Annotated in this window: 18 protein-coding genes and 1 pseudogene; 15 read left to right on the top strand and 4 right to left on the bottom strand. The window is 71.4% G+C overall.

Annotation, left to right across the window (positions count from 1 at the left end; genetic code table 11):
• Window positions 1–18 precede the first annotated feature (18 nt).
• Genes QQM72_RS03100 through QQM72_RS03085 form a run of 4 tightly spaced genes read right to left on the bottom strand, consistent with a single transcriptional unit; the run spans window position 19 to window position 4263 of the window.
• The gene (locus QQM72_RS03100) at window positions 19–1053 is read right to left on the bottom strand and encodes a LacI family DNA-binding transcriptional regulator (RefSeq protein ID WP_314219214.1); all 1035 of its coding nucleotides are present in this window, start codon (window positions 1051–1053) and stop codon (window positions 19–21) included.
• Entirely contained in the window at window positions 1050–1955 is a 906-nt protein-coding gene (locus tag QQM72_RS03095) for a carbohydrate ABC transporter permease (RefSeq protein ID WP_314219213.1), read from the bottom strand. Before QQM72_RS03095 ends, QQM72_RS03100 begins: the two co-directional genes overlap by 4 nt.
• Window positions 1952–2938, bottom strand: coding sequence for a carbohydrate ABC transporter permease (locus QQM72_RS03090; protein ID WP_314219212.1), 987 nt, complete (start codon window positions 2936–2938; stop codon window positions 1952–1954). The genes QQM72_RS03095 and QQM72_RS03090 overlap by 4 nt, the downstream gene beginning before the upstream one ends.
• Window positions 2935–4263, bottom strand: a complete 1329-nt coding sequence (locus tag QQM72_RS03085) for an ABC transporter substrate-binding protein (protein ID WP_314219211.1) — start codon at window positions 4261–4263, stop codon at window positions 2935–2937. The genes QQM72_RS03090 and QQM72_RS03085 overlap by 4 nt, the downstream gene beginning before the upstream one ends.
• 228 nt (window positions 4264–4491) lie before the next feature.
• On the opposite strand from QQM72_RS03085, the gene QQM72_RS03080 reads away from it, so the two are divergent.
• From QQM72_RS03080 to QQM72_RS03010, 15 genes and pseudogenes are all read left to right on the top strand, one after another.
• Window positions 4492–6513, top strand: a complete 2022-nt coding sequence (locus QQM72_RS03080; RefSeq protein ID WP_314219210.1) for a beta-galactosidase — start codon at window positions 4492–4494, stop codon at window positions 6511–6513.
• Between the two features lie 104 nt (window positions 6514–6617).
• The gene (locus tag QQM72_RS03075) at window positions 6618–8186 is read left to right on the top strand and encodes a glycoside hydrolase family 53 protein (RefSeq protein ID WP_314219209.1); all 1569 of its coding nucleotides are present in this window, start codon (window positions 6618–6620) and stop codon (window positions 8184–8186) included.
• Between the two features lie 212 nt (window positions 8187–8398).
• Window positions 8399–8686: an ArsR family transcriptional regulator gene (locus QQM72_RS03070; protein WP_314219208.1), complete on the top strand. Its 288-nt coding sequence runs from the start codon at window positions 8399–8401 to the stop codon at window positions 8684–8686.
• A gap of 133 nt (window positions 8687–8819) precedes the next feature.
• Window positions 8820–9788 carry an SMP-30/gluconolactonase/LRE family protein gene (locus QQM72_RS03065; RefSeq protein WP_314219207.1) on the top strand — a complete coding sequence of 323 codons (969 nt, stop codon included), beginning with the start codon at window positions 8820–8822 and terminating at the stop codon, window positions 9786–9788.
• A gap of 78 nt (window positions 9789–9866) precedes the next feature.
• The gene (gene crcB / locus QQM72_RS03060) at window positions 9867–10337 is read left to right on the top strand and encodes a fluoride efflux transporter CrcB (RefSeq protein WP_314219206.1); all 471 of its coding nucleotides are present in this window, start codon (window positions 9867–9869) and stop codon (window positions 10335–10337) included.
• Window positions 10334–10726, top strand: coding sequence for a DUF190 domain-containing protein (locus QQM72_RS03055; RefSeq protein WP_314219205.1), 393 nt, complete (start codon window positions 10334–10336; stop codon window positions 10724–10726). Before crcB (QQM72_RS03060) ends, QQM72_RS03055 begins: the two co-directional genes overlap by 4 nt.
• Window positions 10723–11088 carry a fluoride efflux transporter CrcB gene (gene crcB / locus QQM72_RS03050; RefSeq protein ID WP_314219204.1) on the top strand — a complete coding sequence of 122 codons (366 nt, stop codon included), beginning with the start codon at window positions 10723–10725 and terminating at the stop codon, window positions 11086–11088. The genes QQM72_RS03055 and crcB (QQM72_RS03050) overlap by 4 nt, the downstream gene beginning before the upstream one ends.
• A 94-nt stretch (window positions 11089–11182) precedes the next feature.
• Window positions 11183–12019: an undecaprenyl-diphosphate phosphatase gene (locus tag QQM72_RS03045; RefSeq protein ID WP_314219203.1), complete on the top strand. Its 837-nt coding sequence runs from the start codon at window positions 11183–11185 to the stop codon at window positions 12017–12019.
• 197 nt (window positions 12020–12216) lie between these two features.
• The gene (locus tag QQM72_RS03040; RefSeq protein WP_020126059.1) at window positions 12217–12894 is read left to right on the top strand and encodes a FadR/GntR family transcriptional regulator; all 678 of its coding nucleotides are present in this window, start codon (window positions 12217–12219) and stop codon (window positions 12892–12894) included.
• Window positions 12891–14330 carry an amino acid permease gene (locus QQM72_RS03035; protein WP_314219202.1) on the top strand — a complete coding sequence of 480 codons (1440 nt, stop codon included), beginning with the start codon at window positions 12891–12893 and terminating at the stop codon, window positions 14328–14330. Before QQM72_RS03040 ends, QQM72_RS03035 begins: the two co-directional genes overlap by 4 nt.
• 44 nt (window positions 14331–14374) lie before the next feature.
• Entirely contained in the window at window positions 14375–15391 is a 1017-nt protein-coding gene (locus QQM72_RS03030) for an asparaginase (protein WP_314219639.1), read from the top strand.
• 355 nt (window positions 15392–15746) lie between these two features.
• On the top strand, window positions 15747–17159 hold the full coding sequence (aspA, locus tag QQM72_RS03025; protein ID WP_314219201.1) for an aspartate ammonia-lyase: 1413 nt from the start codon (window positions 15747–15749) through the stop codon (window positions 17157–17159).
• Window positions 17160–17227: 68 nt separating this feature from the next.
• Window positions 17228–18157: a glutaminase gene (locus QQM72_RS03020; RefSeq protein ID WP_314219200.1), complete on the top strand. Its 930-nt coding sequence runs from the start codon at window positions 17228–17230 to the stop codon at window positions 18155–18157.
• 135 nt (window positions 18158–18292) lie between these two features.
• Window positions 18293–19819, top strand: a pseudogene (mptB, locus tag QQM72_RS03015) (polyprenol phosphomannose-dependent alpha 1,6 mannosyltransferase MptB); the annotation flags it as partial.
• A 20-nt stretch (window positions 19820–19839) separates the two neighbouring features.
• Window positions 19840–21258, top strand: a complete 1419-nt coding sequence (locus QQM72_RS03010) for a glycosyltransferase 87 family protein (protein WP_314219199.1) — start codon at window positions 19840–19842, stop codon at window positions 21256–21258.
• Window positions 21259–21285: the final 27 nt, after the last annotated feature.

The following is a 21285-nucleotide window of genomic DNA, read 5'->3' as shown; positions in this document are numbered from 1 at the left end:
CGCACACCGCCCGGTCCGCTACGTCGACTCCCGCTTCACCAGCTCCGTCGGCAGGATCACCGCCGCCGGATCCTCGCCCCCTATTTGGGCCAGCAACACCCGGACCATCTCGTTGCTGATCCGGTCCCAGGGCTGACGGATGGTGGTGAGGGAGGGGCTGGCCGCGGTCGCCGCCGGGGAGTCGTCGAAGCCGCCGACCGCGACGTCCTCGGGCACCCGCCGGCCCGCCCGGTGCAGCGCCGTCAGCACACCCTGTGCCATCAGGTCGGACGCGACGAAGACCGCGTCGAGGTCCGGTGCCTGCGCCAGCAGCCGCTCGGCGCCCGCCTCACCGCTGGCCCGGCTGTAGTCCCCGGAGACGACGATCCGCTCGTCGTAGTCGACGCCCGCCTCGGCGAGCACCTCCCGGTAGCCCGCGAGCCGCTCCACGCCACCGGGGGTGTCCAGCGGGCCGGTGACCACGCCGACCCGCCGACGGTCCTGCGCCAGCAGATGGCGCACCATGTCCCGGGCGCCGTCCCGGTCGTCGGCGGCCACGTAGCTCACCTTGGACCCGATGCCGATCGGCTTGCCGCACGCGACCAGCGGGACGCCCGCCTCGCGCAGCTCCGTGGCGATCGGGTCCCCGGAGTGGCTGGAGACCAGCAGCACCCCGTCGACATGCCCGGCGGTGATGTACCGCGTGATGCGCCGCCGCTCGTCCTCGGTCCCGGCCAGCATCAGCAGGAGGGGGATGTCGTGCCCGGCCAGCGCCTGCGTGCAGCCGCGCAGCAGCACATTGAAGTTGGGGTCCTCGAAGAACCGCTCCTGGGGCTCGGTCAGCAGGAAGCCCACCGAGTCGGAACGGCCGGTGATCAGGGAGCGGGCGTGCCGGTTCACGACGTAACCCGTCCTGCGGATCGCGGCGTTGACCGCCTCGGCCGCGGAAGGGCTGACGTAGTGTCCACCGTTGAGCACCCGCGAGACCGTGCCCCGCGAGACTCCCGCCTCCCGCGCCACGTCGTGGATGGTCGGCGGTCTGCGCCGGCCCCCCGCACCATTGTTCATGGTCATGACTTTACGGCTCCGGACAGCAGGTCCAGGCTCCAGAACCGCTGAATGACCAGGAACAGCGCCACCAGCGGGATCACCGCGAGGAACGCGCCGGTGATCACCAGCGTGTAGAGCGCCGGGGTGTTGGCGCCCTGTTCGAGGAGCGTGAACAGACCGAGGGTGAGCGGGAACTTCTCGTCGTCGCTGAGCATGATGTACGGCAGCAGGAAGTTGTTCCAGATCGCCACGAACTGGAACAGGAACACCGTCACCATGCCGGGCACCATCATGGGCAGCGCGACCCTGGTGAAGATCCGCCACTCGCTCGCCCCGTCCATCCGGCCGGCCTCCACCACGTCGCTCGGCACGGCCGCGGCCGCGTAGATGCGCGCGAGGTAGACGCCGTACGGGGAGAGGACCTGCGGCAGCAGCACGGACCAGTAGGAGTCCGTCAGGTCCGCCTTCGCCATCAGCAGGTACTGGGGGATGGCGAGGATGATCGGCGGCATCAGCACGCCCGCGAGCAGCACGTTGAACAGCGTCTCGCGGCCCCGGAAGCGGTACGTCGCCAGCGCGTAGCCGCTGAACGCCGACACGCACGTGGACAGCAGCGCGCCGAGCACGGCGTACAGGGCGGAGTTGGCCATCCACTGCCAGTAGATGCCGTCGCGGTAGGCGTCAAGGTCGTGCAGGTTGTCGGTGAAACCGCTGCCCGGCAGGAAGGTGAACGTGGAGAACAGCTCACTGCCGGACTTGGTGGACGCGATCACCACCCAGGCCACCGGCAGCAGGCAGTACAGGGCGCCCAGCAGCAGACCGATCGTCGGGACCAGCGCGATCCGGCCGCGCAGCGGCGGACGGTTGCGGGACGCGCCGGCGGCACCGGCCGCGGAGGGGGCCTTCCGGACGGCAAGAGAACTCATCGTGCCCCTCCATGACTGGCGTCCCGCTTGGTACGGCGGTTCGCGGCCCGCAGGAAGCCGAAGGACAGCACCAGCGTGGCGAAAGCGATGATCACGGCCTCGGCGGCCGCCAGGTAGATGTCACCCGTGCCGAACGCGTCCCGGTACACCTTCATCAAGGGACTCCAGGTCGTGGACACGGAGTTGGTGAGCGGCTTGAGGGTGGTCGGCTCGTTGAACACCTGGAGGGTGGCGATGATCGAGAAGAAGAAGGTCAGCACCAGCGAGGGCGCCACCATCGGGATCTTGATCCGCAGCGCGACCTGCGTCGGGGTGGCGCCGTCCAGCTTCGCCGCCTCGTACACCTCGGCCGGGATGGCCTGCAACGAGGTGTAGATGACGATCATGTTGAAGCCGGTGCCGCCCCAGACCGCGATGTTCGACAGGGCGAGGTACAGCGGACCGCCGTCCAGCAGGTCCGGCTGCGGCATGCCCAGCTTCTCCAGCACGAAGTAGAACGGGCTGACGTCGGGCAGGTAGAGGAAGCCCCACAGCAGCGCCGCCACCACGCCGGGGATGGCGTACGGCAGGAAGATCGCGAGCCGGGTGAACGGCGCGAGCCGCACCTTGTCGGAGTCGAGCATCAGCGCGAACAGCAGCGCCAGGCCCAGCATCACCGGGACGACGATGCAGCCGTAACCGAGGACCCGCAGCGCGCCGTCGAGCAGTTCGCTGTCGGTGAAGGCGTCGGTGTAGTTCTCGAGGCCGGCCCACACCTCCTTGCGCGCACCCGAGCCCAGGCCGAGGCCGGAGACGTGCACCTTGCGGAAGCTGAGCCACACCGCGTACCCGATGGGCAGCGCGAAGAACAGGGCGAAGAGGATCGTCGCCGGGACGAGGAAGAAGTAGGGGGCGCTTCGCGCTCGTTTGAGGGTGGTGGTGGGAGACGGGTGGGCGTACGGGGCCCCCTTGGCCCCGTACGACCTCCGGCGTGCCATGGTCACTCGGAGACCTCGAAGCCCTGCTTCTCGAGGTCGGCGACCGTGTCCGCCTGCATCTTGGCCAGGGCGGCGGAGAAGTCCGACTTGTCCTTCGCGGCGGCGCCGAACGCGTCCTTGAAGGTCGTGTAGGCGACGTTCACGTTCGGGCCCCAGGCCGACGGCGCCGTGGTCTTCGCGATCTTGGCGGCCGTGGTGTAGAAGTCCGCCTGGTTCGAGAAGTAGTCCGGCGGGGTGGTGAAGGCGCCGCTGAGCTGGGCGGAGGTGGAGGCCGGGTAGATGCCGCTCTCCTTGGCCAGCGCGTTGAGGGCGTCGCCGTCGGTGTTCAGCCAGGCGGCGAACTTCGCGGCGGCCTCCTTGTGCTTCGAGTCCGTCGTCACGGCGGTGGAGGATCCGCCCCAGCTGCCGGTGACGTTCTCGCTGTTCGACCACTGGGGGAGCGGGGCCATGGCCCACTTGCCCTTGGTGTCGGGCGCGGCGGTGGTCAGGGTGCCCGGGGCCCACACGGCGGAGACCCAGGCGATCTGCTTGCCGGTGTTGAGCGCCTTGTTCCAGGCCGGCGTGTACATCGGCTGGTTGTCGATGGCGCCCTCCTTGACGAGGCCGCCCCAGAAGTCGGCGACCTTCTTGGTGGCCGCGTCGTCGATGCCGACCTTCCACTTGTCGCCGGAGGTGGTCCACCACTTGGCGCCGGCCTGCTGGGCGAGGCCCGCGAAGAGGCCGGAGTCGTTGGCGGAGAAGGTGGTGAGGTCCGTGTCCGGAGCCTTCTCCTTCAGTGTCCGGGCGGTCGCGGCGAACTGCTCCCAGGTCGTCGGGACCGTCAGGCCGTACTTCTTGAACAGGTCCGCGCGGTAGTAGAACATCATCGGGCCGATGTCCTGCGGCACCGCGTAGACGGCGTCCGTGCCCAGCGTCGTCTGCTGCCAGACACCGTCGGCGAACTTGGCCTTCGCGTCGCCGACGTTCTTCGCTATGTCCGCCAGCGCGTCATTGCTGACCAGCGTCGGCAGTGCCTGGTACTCGGCCTGGACCAGGTCGGGGGCCTTGCCGGCCTTGTGCGCGGTGAGGATCTTGGTGACCAGCGTGTCGCCGGACGCCTGCTTCTTCACCGTGACGCTGATCTGGTCCTTCTTGCCCTGGCCCTTGTTCCACAGGTCCACGACCTTGTCCATGCCGGGCGTCCACGTCCAGTACGTGAGCGAGACCGGACCGGACTCGGCGCTGTCCTCGTCGGACGAGCCGCAGGCGGTGAGTGCGGTGGCGCCGAGGGTGACGGCGATGGCGGCAGCCGCACCTCTGACAAAGAGCCGCCGGCGCTTCGTGTTGGGCATGGATCTCTCCCCTGACCTGGGTTCTCGCCCGGTGCGAAAACCTGCCATGCGATCGCATGAGCGGGCTCCCCGCCCGTCGCGAGAAGCTGCTCTGCTGTCTGTGAGCGTTCACAGTAGAGAAACATCCCGGACACTTGTCAATGGTTGTTGCTGTGCGGTTATGTTGGGATCCGAACGCCGCAACCATGTGTGCACGTTCCCAAATGATCGATTAAACGGGAGAGATCCATGCCGGAGACCAGCCCCAAGGGCCTCACCAGGCTCGCCTTCGGTGGGGACTACAACCCCGAGCAGTGGCCGGAAAGCGTCTGGCAGGACGACGTCCGGCTGATGCGCGAGGCCGGTGTCACCATGGTGAGCGTCGGGATCTTCTCCTGGGCCCTGCTGGAGCCGTCACCCGGGGAGTACGACTTCGGCTGGCTGGACCGCGTCCTCGGCCTGCTGCACGACAACGGCATCCGCGTCGACCTGGGCACCCCCACCGTGGCGCCGCCGGTCTGGTTCTACCGCGACCATCCCGACGCCCTCCCCGTGACCCCCGAGGGCGTGCGCTACGAGTTCGGCTCGCGGGCCGCGATATGTCACAGCAACGCGGACTACCGCGCCGCCGCGGCGAACATCACCACCCGCCTCGCCGAGCGTTACGCGGACCACCCGGCGCTGGCCATGTGGCACGTGCACAACGAGTACGGCGTGCCCGTCTCCGCCTGCTACTGCGACTCCTGCGCCGCCCACTTCCGCCGCTGGCTGGAGACGACGTACGGCACGGTCGAGGCGGTCAACAAGGCCTGGGGCACCGCCTTCTGGGGCCAGCGCTACGCGAGCCTCGAGGACGTCAACCCGCCGCGCGCCACCCCGACCGTCGGCAACCCGGGGCAGGCCCTCGACTACAAGCGGTTCGCCGACGCCACCATGCGTGAGAACTTCGTCATGGAGCGGGACATCCTGCACCGCCTCGCGCCCGGTCTCCCGGTGACGACCAACTTCATGACCGCCCTCAGCCAGTGCGACTCGGTCGACTACTGGGCCTGGGGCCGTGAGGTCGACATCGTCACCAACGACCACTACCTGATCACCGACGGCCGCCGCACCCACGTCAACCTCGCGATGGCCGCCGACCTCACCCGCTCCGTCGCCGCCGGCGCCCCCTGGATCCTCCTGGAGCACTCCACCTCGGGCGTCAACTGGCAGCCGCGCAACCCCGCCAAGGCACCCGGCCAGATGGCCCGCAACTCCCTCGGCCACGTGGCCCGCGGTTCCGAGGGCGCCATGTTCTTCCAGTGGCGGCAGTCCCGGCGCGGCGCCGAGAAGTTCCACTCGGCGATGGTCCCGCACGGCGGCACCGACACCCGCGTGTGGCGCGAGGTCGTCGAACTCGGCGCCTCCCTCGACTCGCTGGGCACGATCCGCGGCACCCGCACCGAGGCCGACGTGGCGGTCCTGTGGGACTGGCACTCCTGGTGGGCGCAGAACCTCGGCTGGCGGCCCAGCGAGGACGCCGACCCCCGCGAGCGCGCCGACGCCTTCTACGAGGCCCTCTACGACCGCCACCTCACCGTCGACTTCGCCCACCCCGAGGCCGACCTCTCCCGGTACCCGCTGGTCGTGGTGCCCGCCCTGTACCTGATGACGGAGGCGGCCGGGAACAACCTCAAGGAGTACGTCGCGAACGGCGGAACCCTGGTCGTGTCGTACTTCTCCGGCATCGTCGACGAGCACGACGCCGTCCACGAGGGCGCCTACCCCGGCGCGCTCCGCGACGTACTGGGCCTGACGGTCGAGGAGTTCTCGCCGCTGCTCCAGGGCGGGAGCGTGCGCCTGGCCGGCCCCGAGGGCAGAGAGCTCGCCGGCGACGTGTGGACGGAGTTCGTGGTACCGCGCGGCGCCGAGACCGTCTGGACCTACGCCGACGGCCTCACCGCCGGCCACCCCGCCGTCACCCGCCACCGGCTCGGCGAGGGCACCGCCTGGTACGTCTCCACCCGCCTCGGCCACGAGGGACTGGACACGCTGCTCGGCCGGGCCGCCGAGGACGCGGCGATCGCCCCGCGCGCCGACCTGCCGCACGACGTGGAGGTCGTGCGCCGCTCCGGCGGGACGGGCAGCTACCTCTTCGCGATCAACCACACCGCCACCGACGCCAAGGTGCCGCTGGACACCCCCGGCACCGAACTGCTGACGGGCGAACGAGCCGCCGGCCGCCTCGCGGTCCCGGCGGGAGCCGTACGGGTCGTGCGACTCGACGGCTGAGCCGACTCCCCCTTCGCCCGTGGAGCCGCGAGCCGCGGGCGGAGGGGGTCCCTCACCGCACGAGGGAATCCCCATCCATCACGTCGAAGGGACGACGGACGACGATGTTCCATCCCAGACGCACGCTCAGAACCCTGCTGCTGCCGCTCGCCGCAGGACTCGCTCTCACCGTCCTGCCCGCGCAGACCGCGCAGGCGGCCACCACGCTCACCAACGGCGGCTTCGAGACCGACGGCGCCGGCACCGCGACCCCGTCCGGCTGGTCGACGTACTCGGCGGCCGGCCAGAACTCCGCCTCCTTCACCGAGTCCGGGGGCCACGCGGGCAGTTACCGCCTCTCGCACTACTCGGCCTCCGCCTACAAGGTCGAGACGTACCAGTACCTGTCCGGGCTGACCAACGGGAACTACAAGCTCACCGCCTGGGTGCGCTCCGGCGGCGGCCAGAACTCCGCGTACATCGCGCTGAAGAACTGCGGCAGCGCGGAGCAGCGCACCGCCATCCCGGTCTCCTCCAGCGGCTGGATCCGCATCGTCACCTCCATCGCGGTGACGAACAACCAGTGCACCATCAGCGTCAACTCCGACGCCAACGCCGGGAACTGGATCAACGTCGACGACCTGACCTTCGCGTCGGGCTCCACCGGCCTGTCCATCAAGGGCTCGGACGTGTCGTCGCTCATCAAGAGCGAAGCACTCGGCGGCGTCTACAAGAACAGCTCCGGCACCACCCAGGACGCGCTCGCCGTCCTGAAGAACGCCGGACAGAACTACGCGCGCCTGAAGGTCTGGGTGAACCCCGCCGACGGCTACAACAACAAGGCGCGGGTCCTGGCGGCGGCCAAACGTATCAAGGCGCAGGGCACGAAGCTCCTGGTGGACTTCCACTACTCGGACACCTGGGCCGACCCGGGGGCGCAGACCGTGCCCGCCGCGTGGGCCGGGCACTCCTACAGCCAGCTGAAGACGGACGTCTACAACCACACCTACGACGTCCTCAACGCCCTCAAGGCCCAGGGCACCACCGCGGACATGGTGCAGGTCGGCAACGAGATCAACGGCGGCATGCTGTGGTCCACGGGCTCCACCGACAACTGGTCGCAGCTCGCCGGACTGCTCAACTCCGGCTACGACGCGGTCAAGGCGGTCAACTCCGGGACGACGGTGGCGCTGCACCTCGCCAAGGGCGGTGACCTGGCCGGCACCCGCTGGTGGTTCGACAGCGCCGTCTCCAATGGCGTGAAGTTCGACGTCATCGGCCTGTCGTACTACGGGTACTGGCACGGCACGCTCGCCGACTTCCAGACCACCCTCGACGACGCGGCCTCCCGCTACGCCAAGCCGGTCTACGTCGCCGAGACGGCGTACCCCTTCCGGCTGGACAGCGAGGACTCGACCGAGAACATCATCGACCTCGCCGGCGAGCTGGTGTCCGGCTACCCGGCGACCGTCGCCGGCCAGACCCGGTGGATGAACGACGTGGCGAGCATCGTGGAGGCCGTCCCGAACGGCCGCGGACTCGGCGTCTTCTACTGGGAGTCCACCTGGACCGCCGTCACCGGCAACGGCTGGGACCCGACCGACGCCGCCTCCGGCAACGGCTGGGAGAACCAGGCCCTGTTCGGCTACGACGACAAGGCCCTGTCCTCCATGTCGTGGTTCAGCCACCGCTGATCCGCCCTTCCCTCCCGGAGCGGGGGCCCGGCCGCACCGCGCGGCCGGGCCCCCGTCCGTCTTCCGGCAGTTCATCCGAACACCCTTGTGCGGCAAGGGTGTTCGATCCCGGCCAACGCTCGCGGAGTGCGGGACACGACGGCCCCGGCTGCGGAACAGTGGGACGACGCGGTACCGGGGGAGCCCCGACCGCAGGGACGGAGGGGACGACGATGCTGAGGACTCCCGTGAGTGAGAGGCGACTGGAGATCCTGGAGTGGCTGAAGGAGCCGGCCCGGCACTTCCCGCCGCAGCGCCACGGCGACCTCGTAGAGGACGGTGTCACGGCGGACCTCGTCGCGGCGAAGCTGGGCGTGCGCCGGCAGGTGGCCGGCACCCACCTCGGCCTGCTCGCCGGCATCGGCCTGCTGCGCGCCAAGCGGATCAGGCGCCGCACCTACTACCGGCGCGACGAGATGCGCATCGCCGAAGTGGCGCGGATGTTCGAGAAGGGCTGGTGAAGGACGTCGGGAAGGGGCGGTGGAGGAGGGAGGGTCCACCCTCCGGAAAGGCCCGGCAAAGACCACGGCCACGACCCGTCGACGCCTTGCCCGGCTGCGAGGATGGCCGCCTCCTCAAGGAAGGGCGGCCCCTATGGACCGTCGGACGCCTCTCGTCCCCCTCAGGTACCTCACTCTCCCCGGCCACGGACCCGAAGACGTCGTCGCCGACCCCAGAGGGCGGGTACTGACCGGGGTGGCGGACGGGCGGATCCTGCGTATCGACGGTCTGGACGACCCGCCCGCGGCCCGTGTCGAGCACATCGCCGAGATCGGCGGCCGGCCGCTCGGCCTCGAACTCCTCCCGGACGGCGACCTGTTGGTCTGCTGCGCCGAGGGCGCGCTGCTGCGCGTCGACCCCGACGGCGGCACCGGAAACGTCCGGGTCCTGACCGAGTCGGCGGCGGGGGAGCGGCTGCGCTTCTGCAGCAACGTCGTCGCGCTGCCCGACGGCACCGTCTACTTCACCGTGTCCAGCCAGGTCCACCCCCTGCGCGACTGGATGGGCGACCTCGTCGAACACACCGGCACCGGACGCCTGCTGCGCCTGGAACCCGGCGCCCGGGAGGCCGAAGTCGTCCTGGAGGGGCTCCAGTTCGCAGGCGGCCTGGCGCGCGGCGCCGACGACTCCTTCCTGATCGTCGCCGAGACCGGAGCCCGCCGCCTCACCCGCTACCAGCTCACCGGCCCCCGGGCCGGCCGGGCCGAGCCGCTCGTCGAGCGGCTGCCGGGGTTCCCGGACAACCTGTGGCGCGGCGCGCCCGACGGCCCGGTCTGGGTTGCGCTGGCCGGCCCGCGCGTCCCCCCGCTCGACCTCCTGCACCGCGCCGGCCCCGCCGTACGCCGCCGAGCCGCCCGCCTCGCCGTGAACGCGCCGTACCGTCCGTCGGGCACGACGGGGGTGCTGGCGGTCGACGACGACGGCCGGATCGTCCACCACCTCACCCACCGCCGCTCCGGGTTCCGCATGGTCACCAGCGTCTGCGAGACCGGCGGCCGGCTGGTCCTGGGCAGCCTCTGGGAGCGCGGCATCGCGGTCTGCGAGGCGCCCGTGACCAAGTGAGACGGCGTTACGCTGGTGCCCGGTCGTGATCACTCCGATGAGGCGGGACGGTCCCGGTCCGGGCAGGAGACGTACGACATGACAGCTCCGGAGGCCGAGAGCCTCCGTACCGGCGCGGCGCGCGGGACCACCGGGACGGGTCAGCTCCCGGTGGTCGCCGTCGTGGCCGTGGGCGGCGGGATCGGTGCCGCCGCCCGCTACACGGCCTCCCTGTGGTGGCCCACGCAGACCGGCGGGTTCCCGTGGACGACCTTCTGGGTGAACGTCGTCGGCTGCGCGGTGATCGGTGTCTTCCTGGTGGTGATCACCGAGGCGGTCACCGCCCACCGGCTCGTGCGGCCGTTCTTCGGCACCGGTGTGCTGGGCGGATTCACCACCTTCTCGACGTACGCCGTTGACATCCGCAAGCTCTTCGACGAGGACCGTCCCGGCACGGCCCTGGCCTACCTCGCCGCGACCCTGTTCGCGGCGCTTGTCGCGGTCCGGCTGGCAGCCACGGCCACCCGCCGCGTTCTCCTGTGGAGGCAGCGATCGTGGAGGCGGCGATGACGAGACCGAACGGCACTGCCCTGCGGCTGACCGTCTTCGTCGGCGAGAGCGACACCTGGCACCGCAAGCCCCTCTACACGGAGATCGTGCACCGCGCCCGCGCGGCCGGTCTCGCGGGAGCCAGCGTCTTCCGCGGGATCGAGGGCTTCGGCGCCTCCTCGCTGATCCACACCTCCCGGCTGCTGTCGCTCAGCGAGGACCTGCCGGTCGCGGTCGTCGTCGTGGACACCGAGGAGCGGGTGCGGGCCTTCCTGCCCGAGCTCGACGAGCTGGTCAAGGAGGGCCTGGTGACCCTCGACCCCTGCGAGGTCATCCGGTACGTCGGCCGGGGCGGGGACCGGGCAGAGAACCAGGGCGATCCGGACATGAAGGGTAAGAAGTCGTTGTGAACTGGCTGGTGGTCGTCGTCGGCGGCATGATCGGCGCCCCGCTCCGCTACCTGACCGACCGCGCGGTACAGGCCCGGCACGACTCGCTCTTCCCCTGGGGCACCTTCGTCGTCAACATCGGCGGCTGTCTGATCCTGGGCGTGCTCACCGGCGCCGCCACCGTCGGTCCCGACCTGCGACTGTTCCTGGGGACGGGTTTCTGCGGAGCGCTGACGACGTACTCGACGTTCTCGTACGAGACGCTGCGGCTGACCGAGACCGGCGCGGGCCTCTACGCCACCGTCAACGCCGTCGCGAGCGTGGCGGTGGGTCTCGGGGCCGCGTTCGCCGGGGTCGCGATAGGCCGGTGGGCTTGGTCGTAGGCGGTCCGGCCGGCTCCACGCCTGGTAGGACTGTGTACGACACCGGAGCGTCCACAACGCCGTCGACCGATTCGTCTCCTCAGAACTGGATTCCATGAGCGCCATCTCCGTCGGCCAAGCCGTCGTCCTCGGAGCCGTCGAGGGAGTGACCGAGTTCCTCCCCGTCTCCTCAACCGGCCATCTGAAGATCACCGAGGGCCTGATGGGCATCAAGGTCGACGACGACGCCGTCGTCGGGTTCTCGGCCGTCATCCAGGTCGGGGCGATCGCCGCCGTGCTCGTGTACTTCCGCAAGGACATCGTGCGGATCGTCACCGCCTGGTTCCGCGGGCTGCGCAGCCGCGAGGAGCGGTACCACCACGACTACAAGTTCGCCTGGTGGGTGATCTACGCGACGATCCCGATCGTCGTCGTGGGCCTCGCCGCCAAGCCGCTCATCGAGGGCCCGCTGGCCTCGCTCCGGGTGGTCGCGGGTTCGCTGATCGTCGGCAGCGGCGTGATGTGGGCGGCCGACCAGATGGGCCGCCACAAGCGCGGCGAGGACGACACCTCGTTCAAGGACGCGATGCTGGTCGGCAGCTCCCAGATCCTCGCGCTGCTCTTCCCCGGCTTCTCCCGCTCCGGCGCCACCATGTCCACCGCGCTCATGCTCGACCTGGACCGGGTGGCCGCCACCCGGCTGTCGTTCTTCCTCGGCATCCCCGCCCTGACCGGCGCCGGCATCTACGAGCTGAAGGACGCCCTGGGCACGGGGGCCGGCGCGGCGCCCCTGGCCGTCGGCACGGCGGTGTCGTTCGTGGTCGCCTACGCCTCCATCGCGTGGCTGCTGAAGTTCGTCGCCAAGCACTCCTTCAACGCGTTCGTCATCTACCGGCTCGTCGTCGGCGTGGCGCTGTTCGGGCTGCTGGCCGCCGGGGTCCTCGACAGCTGACCGGGCCCGGCGGCCGGTCGGGGAATCCCCTCGTCATCCCCCTCAGGGGGCGGGAAGGTGCCTTTCAGGCTCCCCGCCCCCTGAATTTTCTGTTTCAGGGCACGTCTTGACAGCGGCGGCAGCGCACCCGGAGTATCACTCCCGTGAACCTGTCAGACAGCCAGACAGGTGGAGCGGGGCCGCGGCGCGTCAGCGCGATGGAAGCGGTCCTCACCCACCTCCGCGGCGCCATCGAACGCGGCCGCTACGCCATCGGTGACAAGCTCCCTTCCGAGGCGGAGCTCTGCCGCACCCTCGAGGTGTCCCGGCCCGTCCTGCGGGAAGCCCTGCGCGCCCTGCAGACGATGGGCCTGACCGTCGCCAAGACGGGCAAAGGCACCTTTGTGATCGCGAACACCGTGGAGGACCCCACCTTCGGCGACTACGCGGCCAGCGACCTGCTCGAGGTGCGCCGGCACGTCGAGGTCCCGGTCGCCGGGTACGCGGCGCTGCGCCGCACCCCGGAGAACCTGGACCACCTGGCGCATCTGCTCGACCGCATGGAGCGGGAGACGGACACCACCGCGTGGGTCGCGATGGACACCCTCTTCCACCTGGCCGTCGCCGAGGCCGCCCAGAACCCGGTGTTCCGCCGGGTCATCGAGGAGATCCGGGACGCACTGGCGCGTCAGTCGGCCTTCCTCAACGAGCTGGGCGGACGGCGCGAGCAGTCCAACCGCGAGCACCGGGCGATCGTCGAGGCGCTGATCGACGGTTCCGAGCCCGACGCGGTGGAGGCCATGAGCCACCACCTCGACCGCGTCGAGACGACCCTCACCGACATCGTGCGCGCCCCGCGCACGGACACCCCTCTGGAAGGCGGACCCGCGGCGTGAGCGACCAGCACCTCAAAGACGAGACGCGCCCCTCGACCCGTCACGTCGACGCCGGAGACGAGGGCTACAGCAAGTCGCTGAAGTCCCGCCACGTCAACATGATCGCCATCGGCGGCGCCATCGGCACCGGCCTCTTCCTCGGCGCCGGCGGGCGGCTCGCCGACGCCGGCCCGTCCCTCTTCATCGCCTACGCGGTCTGCGGAATCTTCGCCTTCCTCGTGGTGCGCGCCCTCGGCGAACTCGTGCTGTACCGGCCCTCCTCCGGCGCCTTCGTGTCCTACGCCCGCGAGTTCATGGGCGAGAAGGGCGCGTACACGGCCGGCTGGATGTACTTCCTGAACTGGGCCACCACCGGCATCGCCGACATCACGGCGGTGGCCACCTACACCCACTACTGGGGCATGTTCTCCGACATACCCCAGTGGGTGATCGCGCTCATCGCCCTGGCCGTGGTCCTCACCGTGAACCTGATCTCGGTGAAGATCTTCGGCGAACTGGAGTTCTGGTTCGCCATCGTCAAGGTCAGCGCACTGGTGATCTTCATGTGTATCGGCATCTTCCTGCTGGTCACGCAGCACCCGGTGGACGGCGCGACCCCCGGCCCTTCCCTCATCACCGACAACGGCGGCATCTTCCCCAGCGGTCTGCTGCCCATGCTGCTGATCATCCAGGGCGTCGTCTTCGCCTACGCCTCCGTCGAGCTGGTCGGCGTCGCCGCCGGTGAGACCGAGAACCCCGAGAAGATCATGCCGAAGGCGATCAACTCGATCATGTGGCGCGTGGGTCTGTTCTACGTCGGCTCGGTGGTCCTGCTGTCGATGCTGCTGCCGTGGAACAAGTACACGTCCGGCGAGAGCCCCTTCGTGACGGTCCTCTCCAACATCGGCATCCCCGCGGCGGGCGGGGTGATGAACCTCGTCGTCCTCACCGCGGCCATGTCCTCGCTCAACTCCGGCCTGTACTCCACCGGCCGCATCCTGCGCTCCATGGCGATGTCCGGCTCCGCGCCGAAGTTCACCGGCGTGATGAGCCGCAGCCATGTCCCGTACGGCGGCATCCTGCTCACCAGCGGTATCTGTGTGCTGGGCGTCGGCCTCAACTTCGTGGTCCCGGCGGACGCCTTCGAGATCGTGCTCAACTTCGCGGCGATCGGCATCCTCTCCACCTGGGGCATGATCATGATCTGTCACCTGCTCTTCTGGCAGAAGACCCAGAAGGGCGAACTGACCCGGCCCCACTACCGGCTGCCGGGCTCCCCCTGGACCGAACTCGTGACGCTGTTCTTCCTCGCCTCGGTCCTGGTCCTCATGTACGCCGACGGCGGCGCCGGACGCACCACCGTGCTGTGCCTGCCGCTGATCGTCGCCGCGCTGGTCGCCGGGTGGTACGCCATCCGCCGCAACCTCGCGCGCACCTCAGCCAAGGCCGACGCGTGACCCCGTCGCCGGCCGCCGACCACCCACCAGTGATGCAGGCAGTGATGTACAGCAGTTCCCTCGCCGACGCCCCCGCGATCCGCGAACCCCTCCACGCCCCCGTCGCCCACCTCGTCCGCGGCGGGGTGACCGAGGGCATCCACTACGGCTCCGTCGTCGTCCTCGGCGCGGGCGGCGAGATCGAGCTCCAGCTCGGCGACGTCGAGGCCGCCTTCTATCCGCGTTCGGCGCTCAAGCCCGTCCAGGCCGTCGCCATGGTCCGGGCCGGGCTGCCGCTCGACGGCGAACTGCTCTCGCTCGCCGCCGCCAGTCACTCCGGCGAGGAACGCCACCTCGCCGGGACCCGGCGGATCCTCGAGCTGGCGGGCGTCTCGGAGGACGACCTGCGCAACGTCACGGACCTGCCGTACGACCCGGCGGTCCGCGACGGGTGGATACGGGAGGGCCGCGCGCCCTCCCGACTGGCCCAGAACTGCTCCGGCAAGCACGCGGCCATGCTGTACACCTGCAGGCTCAACGGCTGGCCCCTGGACGACTACCTCGACCCGAAGCACCCGCTCCAGCAGGCGATCGCCGAGATCGTCGAGGACCTCACCGGACAGCGGATCGCACGGGTCACCGTCGACGGCTGCGGCGCCCCCCTGTTCTCGGTCTCCCTGCACGGTCTCGCCCGGGCCGCCGCCCGCGTCACCGCCTCCGCGCCCGGCACTCCCGAGGCGCGGGTGGCCGACGCGATGCGCGAGCACGCCGAGATGGCGTCCGGCTCCGGCCGGGACGTGGCCGCGCTGATGCGGGCCGTCCCCGGCCTGCTGGCGAAGGACGGTTTCGAGGGCGTCGAGGTCGCCGCGCTCCCGGACGGCCGAGCCGTCGCCGTCAAGATCTCCGACGGCGCGAACCGTGCCCGCGTCCCGGTCACCGCGGCCGCCCTCGTCCGCGCCGGTGTGGACCCCGCCCTGCTCACCGGGTTCGCGGGCGAACCCCTCCTCGGCGGCGGCGAACCGGTCGGCTGCGTCCGCCCGGTCCGCGCGCTGGACCCGGTCACCGTGCGCGCCTGCGCCTGACGGACACGGACGACCGAGGCGGCCGCGCCCGGCCCCTGCGGGCACCCGACCGGCCCCCGGGCCGCGTTCGGCTCCGCCGCGCCCGGCGCGTCCGTCACGTGCCGGGCCACCGGTACGCCGTTCGCCGGGCGTCGTTCGTCGGCACGCCGTGCGTCTTCGTGCGCTGTGGTCGGGCGACGCGTCGGAACCCGGTCGCCTCGCGCGGCCGGCCCTGAACCACCGGTCCGGTCACCGCCGGGCGGGTGCATCGACCGGCTCGGGCGGGCGTCACCCCGTACCGCCCGAGCCGGCCGCCTTCCCACCGGACGACCCCCGCTCCACTCGACCCTCACCCTCGGAAAGAGGCAGCACCCTCATGACCGCCGCCGTCACCCGCAGCGAACACGACCTGCTCGGAGACCGGGACGTCCCGGCCGACGCGTACTGGGGCGTCCACACCCTGCGCGCCACGGAGAACTTCCCCATCACCGGGACGCGGATCTCCGCCTACCCGCACCTCGTCGACGCCCTCGCCGCCGTCAAGGAGGCCGCCGCCCTCGCCAACGAGGAGCTCGGCCTGCTCGCGCCGGACAAGGCGGCCGCCATCGTCGCCGCCTGCCGTGAGATCCGCGCGGGGAAGCTGCACGAGCAGTTCGTCGTCGACGTCATACAGGGCGGCGCGGGCACCTCGACCAACATGAACGCCAACGAGGTCGTCGCCAACCGCGCGCTGGAACTGCTCGGCCGTGCGAAGGGCGAATACCGGTACCTGCACCCCAACGAGGACGTCAACCTCGGCCAGTCGACGAACGACGTCTACCCCACCGCGGTCAAGGTCGCGACCGTCTTCGCCGTGCGCGGTCTGCTCAAGGCCATGGCCGTCCTCCAGGACGCCTTCGCCCGCAAGGCCGTCGAGTTCCGCGACGTGCTCAAGATGGGCCGTACGCAGTTGCAGGACGCGGTCCCGATGACGCTCGGTCAGGAGTTCTCGGCCTATGCCGTCATGATCGACGAGGACCGCAACCGTCTTGACGAGGCCGTCCAGTTGATCCATGAGATCAACCTGGGTGCCACGGCCATCGGCACCGGCCTCAACGCCCCCGCCGGATACGCCGAGGCCGCCCGCCGCCACCTCGCCGAGATCACCGGGCTGCCGCTGGTCACCGCGGCCAACCTGGTCGAAGCCACCCAGGACTGCGGCGCGTTCGTCCAGATGTCCGGCGTGCTCAAGCGGGTCGCGGTCAAGCTCTCCAAGAGCTGCAACGATCTGCGGCTGCTGTCCTCCGGGCCGCGGGCCGGCCTCGGCGAGATCAACCTGCCGCCCGTGCAGGCCGGTTCGTCCATCATGCCGGGCAAGGTCAACCCGGTGATCCCCGAGGTCGTCAACCAGGTCGCCTTCGAGGTGATCGGCAACGACGTCACCATCACCATGGCCGCCGAGGCCGGACAGCTCCAGCTCAACGCCTTCGAGCCGATCATCCTGCACTCCCTGTCGGAGTCCATCACCCACCTGCGCGCCGCCTGCCTCACCCTCGCCGAGCGCTGCGTGGACGGCATCACCGCCAACACCGAGGCGCTGCGCGCGAGCGTCGAGAACTCCATCGGCCTGGTCACCGCCCTCAACCCGCACATCGGGTACACGGCGGCCACCGACATCGCCAAGGAGGCCCTCGCCACCGGCCGCGGGGTCGCCGAACTCGTCCTGGAGAAGGGCCTGCTGCCCGCCGAGCGACTCGCCGACCTGCTGCGCCCCGAAATCCTGGCGGGCAGCGGCGCCCCCCTCGTCTGACCCCCCTCGCTGGACACCCGTCACCCGCGACGACGCGCCAGGACCGGCACGGAGGCACAATAGTGATCATGACAACGACGCCGTCCCGTGCCTTCCAGCCGGTCCTGGACCGCATCGCCGAGGAGATGGAACGCACCCCCGGGCGGGGCCGTCCGGCCGACTACATCCCGGCCCTCGCGGCCTGCGACCCGCGCCGCTTCGGCATGGCCGTCGCGGAGCCGGACGGCACGGTGTACGGCGTGGGGGACTGGCGGGAGCCGTTCTCCACGCAGTCCCTCACCAAGGTCTTCACCCTCGCCCTGGACCTGGCCCGCGAGGGCGACGAACTCTGGGAGCACGTGGGCCGCGAGCCCTCGGGCAACCCCTTCAACTCCCTGATCCAGCTGGAATACGAGAACGGCATCCCGCGCAATCCCTTCATCAACGCGGGCGCGCTGGTCGTCACCGACCGGCTCCAGACCCGCACGGGGGACGCCGCGGGCGAACTCCTCGGCTTCCTGCGTACGGAGAGCGGCAACCCCACGCTCGGTTTCGACGAGGAGGTGGCCGCCTCCGAGGCCGCGCACGGCGACCGCAACGCCGCCCTCGCCCACTTCATGGCGTCCTACGGCAACATCGACAACCCGGTACCGGTCCTCCTCGACCAGTACTTCCGGCAGTGTTCCCTCACCGCCTCCTGCGCCGACCTCGCCCTGGCCACCGGCTTCCTCGCCCGGCACGGCGTCCGCGCCGACGGCACCCGGCTGCTCACCGGCAGCCAGGCCAAGCAGGTCAACGCGGTGATGCTGACCTGCGGCACCTACGACGCGGCCGGCGACTTCGCCTACCGGGTCGGCCTGCCCGGCAAGAGCGGCGTGGGCGGCGGCATCATCGCCGTCGTACCGGGCCGCTGCACGCTGTGCGTGTGGAGCCCGGGTCTGGACGAACGGGGCAACTCGGTGGCGGGAGTCGCCGCCCTGGACCGGTTCACGACCCTGACCGGGGTGTCGGTGTTCTGAGCCCGCGGTTCGCACAGCGGGACCGTCCGGGCCCCGCGGCGCTCATCGCCACGGCGCCCGGCTCCCACGGCGCCCGGCTCCCGCGGCGCCCGGCTCCCGCGGCGTCCGACTCACACGGCGTCCGGCTCCCGCGGCGTCCGGCTCCCGCGGCGTCCGGCTCCCGCGGCGTCCGACTCACACGGCGGTCACGCGCAGGCCGCCGCCAGGCAGGCGCGATGTCGCTCCGCGGTCACCCGGGGCGGACACCATGACAGCATGCTGACCAAGGCCTTTCCCATCGATCTTTGGCGTTGCCAGGTTCTGGGCCTGGCCGGGACCGCCTGTCTCGCGCTCGGCGGCGAGACGGCCGGCGCGCTGCCCGCCCGGGAGCTCCTGGCCCCGTCCTCGGTGCACGCCGTGCTCGGCCTGGTCGGCGTGTACTTCGGGCTGGTGCTGCTGACCGCGGCCTGGATCCTGCTGGGCACGCTGGTGCGTGGCGCGGATCCGCCGACCCCCCGCGCCCTCGTCCTGGTCCTCGCCGTCTGGGCGGCGCCACTGCTGATCGCGCCGCCGCTGTTCAGCCGGGACGTGTACAGCTATCTGGCGCAGGGCGCCATGGTGGACGCGCACCTCGACGTGTACGCGCACGGTCCGGCGCGGCTCGGCGGTCCGCTCGCCGACGAGGTCGCCCCGCTGTGGCGGAACACCGCAGCCCCGTACGGCCCGGTCTTCCTCGCCGTCGCCGCCGCCCTGTCCGGACTGACCCGGGGTGCGCTGTCCGCCGGACTCCTCGGCATGCGGTGCGTCGCGCTGGCGGGCGTGGCGCTGATGACGGCCGCCCTGCCCCGCCTCGCCCGGCACAGCGGAGCCGACCCGGCCGCCGCGCTCTGGCTCGGCGTACTGAATCCGCTGGTGCTGCTGCATCTGGTGGCCGGCGCCCACAACGACGCGATCATGCTGGGCCTGCTCGGTGTCGGGCTGGTGGCCGCGCTCGGCCGGCGCCCGGTGCTCGGGGCCGTCCTGGTCACCCTGGCGGCCCTGGTCAAGGCGCCCGCCGCGCTGGGTCTCGTCGCGATCGTGGTCCTGTCGCTGCGGGCGGGCCGGCGCCCGGTCAGGACCCTGCTGGGCACGGGGGCCGCGGCCGCCGCCACCACGGTCGTGGCGACCGCCCTCGCGGGCACCGGCTACGGCTGGACAGCCGCCCTGGACACACCCGTCTCCGCGCAGAACTGGGCGCTCACCAGCCTGCTGGGCCGGGCCACCCGTGCTCTCCTGGAGGGCCTGGGCAGCGACCTCGCGCCCTGGGCGGTGCCCGTCTGGCACGCCCTGGGTCTCGCGGTCACCGCCGTCGCCCTCGTCGTCATCTGGTGGCGGCTGCGTCGGCGCCCGGTGTACGCGCTCGGCCTGAGTCTCGCCACGGTGGCCGCGTTCGGCCCGGCGATCCGCCCCTGGTACGCGCTGTGGGGTCTGTTCCTCATCGCCGCGGCGGCCCCGGACACCCTGATACGCCACCGGACGGCGGCCGTCGCGGGCGTCCTCGCCCTCGCCGTCCTGCCCGACGGAGGGCCCGCCGACACGGGCCGCCTCGTCCTGGCCGTGTGCGGTGGCGCGCTGGCCGTGGTCGTCCTGTGGCAGGCCCACCTCGCGGCTCAGGCGCGGACCGCCCTGGGGCGTACGGCGTGAGACCTCGTCAGTTCCGTGGGGTGAGACCGCCCCGCACCGACCGCGGCCGCCTCCTGTTGCTCCTCGCGCTCGTCGCCGTCGTCACCGTCTTCACCGCGACGGTGCCGCTGCTGCGCGACTGGTTCGACCTGCGCGTCTACCACGGCACCGTCAACAGCTGGATCCACGACGGCGGCCGGGTCTACGACTACCGGGTACCGGGCACGCCGTACGGCTTCACCTATCCCCCGTTCGCGGCCGTCGTCATGCTGCCGATGGCGCTGGTCGGGCTGCGCACCGCGATCGTGACCGCCCTGCTGCTCAATCTTGCGGCGCTGGCGTTCGCGGTACGGGTGTGCGTCGGCCCCCGGTGGCGGCGGTACGGCTGGTACGGAGCCGGTCTCGCCGCCTGCGCTCTCGCGCTCTTCGAACCGCTGCGCGACACCCTCAGCTTCGGCCAGGTCAACCTGCTGCTGCTCGCCCTGGTGCTGGCCGACGCCGGGCTGCTCGCGTCCGGGCGGACCCGCTGGGCCGGGGCCGGCATCGGCCTGGCGGCGGCCGTCAAGCTCACGCCCGCGCTCTTCATCGCACTGCTGCTGGTCGCCCGGCGGTGGCGGACGGCCGCGGTGGCCACGACCGTGGCGGCGGCCGCCACCGCGCTCGCGGCCCTGGTCGCCCCGGACGCCTCGCGCTTCTACTGGACGCGGGCCCTGTGGGACACGAGCCGGGTGGGCCGGCTCGACTACGTCTCCAACCAGTCGCTCCAGGGCGTCCTGGCACGGCTGGGCGTGGAGAGCCGGGCGGTCTGGGCGGTGCTGGTACTGGCCGCCCTGGGCTGGTGGGCGTGGCGGGCCCGGAGGGCGGTCGCCGCGCGGGACTGGCAGGCGGCCTTCGCCCTGACCGGCCTCACCGCCTGTCTGGTCAGCCCCGTGACGTGGGTGCACCACCTGGTGTGGCTGCTGCCGTCCTTCGTGGTGCTGATCCGCGCGGGGCGCCCACGGGTCGCGGGCGCCCTGTACGCCGTGCTGTGCACCAGCGTGGTGTGGCTGTGGTTCGACGACGCGTCCGGTGTCGGCGGTTTCCTCGGCAGCAACGTCTACACCTGGATCACGCTCGGCCTGCTGCTGTGGCTGCCCGTCGGTCATCCTCCCGAAGGGCGGCGGCCGGCGAGCCGCAGCACGAGCGCCACGGCTGCCCCGCCCAGCGCGGCGGCGCCCGCGATCAGGGCCGCCTCCGGCCAGCCGGGAGGGTCGGCGGCAGCGACGGCCACGGCGACCGTGGCTCCGGCCGGGGGAGAGGCGGAGGCGGAGGCCGAGGCGGGCACCCGTTCGGCCTCCGGGCCCGGCCCCGGTACCGGCCGCGGCCGGAGGGGGGCCGCCAGCGCGTCCAGCGAGCCCACCGGATCCACCCGCCCGGCGGCCGCGAACCCCCAGTCCAGCAACGCGCGCGCCTCTTCGTAGACCTCGAACCCGCCGCCCGCCTGAGGG

Source organism: Streptomyces zaehneri (genome assembly GCF_032248645.1).
Classification (GTDB): Bacteria; Actinomycetota; Actinomycetes; order Streptomycetales; family Streptomycetaceae; genus Streptomyces; species Streptomyces coriariae.
This window is presented reverse-complemented; position numbering and strand designations above follow the sequence as displayed.